Below are 2,341 nucleotides of genomic sequence, written 5' to 3' on the forward strand. Positions count from 1 at the left end.
GCCTTATGTTCAGAATACATATTCTGACCAACCTTAACATCCTGTATTGATGAGCCATGAGTATAAATTACAACTCATCTTCCGATGTTGGCATACTTAAGAATTCTTTCAATGAACGAGCAATAAGCCCTAACCCTTCACCTACAACCAGATTATCGACATAATATCGCCAATTAAAAATGTGTTGATAGGTTGGTGAACTATTCCTAATGTCATAAATAATACTGGAGTCTGATGCTCCATCATAACTAGAACCAATAACTATTAATCCATTGGGCAATAATGAACGGGATTCGTAAATAGACTCCTGAGATAGCCTTGTATATTCTAAAATGGAATTACTACTGTAAATAATATCTATGCCGATAATTCTGCTTCCATCGTTGTATTTTGCCAAAACACTATCAATATCATCTACCGGACCAATAGGCTTATCATTTGTTAAAAACATCAGCTCTTGCATTTCGTTAGAAAGCACTACCCCCAACTCGTTTTGAATAAACGCTATAGATGCATTTACTCTATTCACATCTGGAGTAAAATCGGGTTCATCCATATCCCAGTTATCAAGATCAGATTTTTCAATAGTCATTTGAAAATCTCCGCTACGCCACATTGAATGTCCCTCAATTTACAGTCCCCGAGTGACGCTATTTATCTGTATTCGTGGCCTATTGAATACAGATTACAACTCATTTGCCGCTGTTGGCGTATTAAGAAACTCCTTCAATGAGTGAGCCAACAGCCCCAAACCTTCCCCCACAACTAAATTGTCAACATAATATCGCCAGTTAAAAACATGTAAGTATGTTGGTGAGTTAGGTCTAACGTCGTAGACGATACAGGAATCAGAATCACCATCATAGTTTGAGCCGATAACTATCAGGCCATTAGGTAACAAGTGCCTTTCATCATAAATGGATTCCTGGGACAGTTTCGTGTACTCAACTACTTGTTCTGATGGAAATAAAACAGATACACGTATAGGTCTAGCCCCGTAATCATACTTAGCAAGGCAATATTCTTTTTTTCTAATAGGTGCAATGGCTTCATCATTTGTTGATTTTAAATAACTATTAAATTCAATAGGCAACCTAACCATTAACACATTTTCGATAACGTTTATTGCTCCCTTTACCTTATCTAAGTCGAAGCTTGAAGCACTCATTCTCCAACCCGAAAAATCTTTTTCAACTATTTCCATAATTAAAAATCCGTATCGCCCCACATTGAATTACCGCCCGAATGGGCAGTTCCCGAATTAGACTCTCCCGTTTCTTTCACTCTGTAAGCATGATGCACCCGCTTATCAACAAATGACATTGTTACACCATCTGGCTCATGGTGCCATACTCCAAAGCGATCCTCATCTGGAGTTACCTCTCTACCATATTTTTTCTCAAAGGCATCGTAGGACTTAGTGAAATCATCATCTTCTCCCAAATCCTTCGCCAGCTTACCCCTCATATCAATTTCGACCTGATAGGGTTTTCCTCCATCACCTATTGGCTTAACATCTTTTAAGGGAGGGAAATCGGAAAAATCGGGATGACCATCCTTGAATGGAATACCTTGCTCATGCTTGCCATGATCTTTAAGCGCTGCATATAAGCTGGGGTTCTTTTGTTCGTCAGGTTTATAAAACCCTGTACCTGGTGGACAGGGGTTACCATCCTTATCTACCCATTTACCTTTTTCGGACGAAGGTAATCGACCAACATCCATGGATTTATCATTTTCAAATTTTTCACGCGCCAGTTTTTTGCATTCTTCCGTTTTACATTTACCTATTTCTTTATCCAGTTTTTCCTGTTTTCTCTTTGCTATCAGCTCTTTCCAGTACTTTTTTGCATTTTCGCGCGTTGTTGCAAATACTTTCGTATTTAGCGCCGCTTTGGCCTTCGATAAAGCCTCGGTTACCTTTTCAACTTTAGCCGCTATTTTCCCTGCTTTTGCACCGTCACCGAGGATCGGAATAAATCCTAATGCATCCAATGCTGCACCGCCCCAGTCACCTTTAAAAAGAGAACGCCCCAGCGAAACCACATCTGCTGCTGTGCCAAAAGGCGGAGGTGCGGCACCTGCTGCAGCTAAACCTCCGTCTACAATAAGTTCGTTATATTGAGATTCCATATCAGCGATTTTTTTGCGATCTGCCTCAATTTCCGGACTATTACTTCGCTCTCTAATATTCGCCATAGTATTCTCCTTGACTTTTCACCCGATTCATTCCGGAAACCAGTAATTTGGATGGCTGTTCATAAGTGCATCAACACCCTGGTCTTCGCTGACGTCGGTAAACAGTGCTTCCAGACGCTCATCTTCCTTCCGCGTCGTATCC

The 2,341-nt window shown here is 40.5% G+C and carries 3 protein-coding genes; all 3 read right to left on the minus strand.

Features of this window, described 5'->3' with window-relative positions; translation table 11 throughout:
* Positions 1–67: 67 nt before the first annotated feature.
* The 3 genes from H0248_RS20505 to H0248_RS20515 all read right to left on the minus strand — a co-directional run bounded on the left by H0248_RS20505 (position 68) and on the right by H0248_RS20515 (position 2,199).
* Entirely contained in the window at positions 68–592 is a 525-nt protein-coding gene (locus tag H0248_RS20505; protein WP_180787296.1) for an SMI1/KNR4 family protein, read from the minus strand.
* Between the two features lie 93 nt (positions 593–685).
* Positions 686–1,204, minus strand: coding sequence for an SMI1/KNR4 family protein (locus tag H0248_RS20510; RefSeq protein WP_039278540.1), 519 nt, complete (start codon positions 1,202–1,204; stop codon positions 686–688).
* Positions 1,205–1,206: 2 nt separating this feature from the next.
* Complete coding sequence (locus tag H0248_RS20515; protein WP_180787297.1) at positions 1,207–2,199, minus strand: HNH endonuclease; 993 nt, start codon at positions 2,197–2,199, stop codon at positions 1,207–1,209.
* Between the last annotated feature and the right edge of the window lie 142 nt (positions 2,200–2,341).

Source organism: Pectobacterium brasiliense (assembly GCF_013449685.1).
In the GTDB taxonomy this organism is placed as follows: domain Bacteria; phylum Pseudomonadota; class Gammaproteobacteria; order Enterobacterales; family Enterobacteriaceae; genus Pectobacterium; species Pectobacterium brasiliense_A.

What these genes read in the sequence shown, in the direction of transcription:
- H0248_RS20515 (WP_180787297.1), bottom strand. Translation starts at nt 2,199, where the DNA reads ATGGCGAATATTAGAGAGCGAAGTAATAGTCCGGAAATTGAGGCAGAT.
- H0248_RS20510 (WP_039278540.1), bottom strand. Translation starts at nt 1,204, where the DNA reads ATGGAAATAGTTGAAAAAGATTTTTCGGGTTGGAGAATGAGTGCTTCA.
- H0248_RS20505 (WP_180787296.1), bottom strand. Translation starts at nt 592, where the DNA reads ATGACTATTGAAAAATCTGATCTTGATAACTGGGATATGGATGAACCC.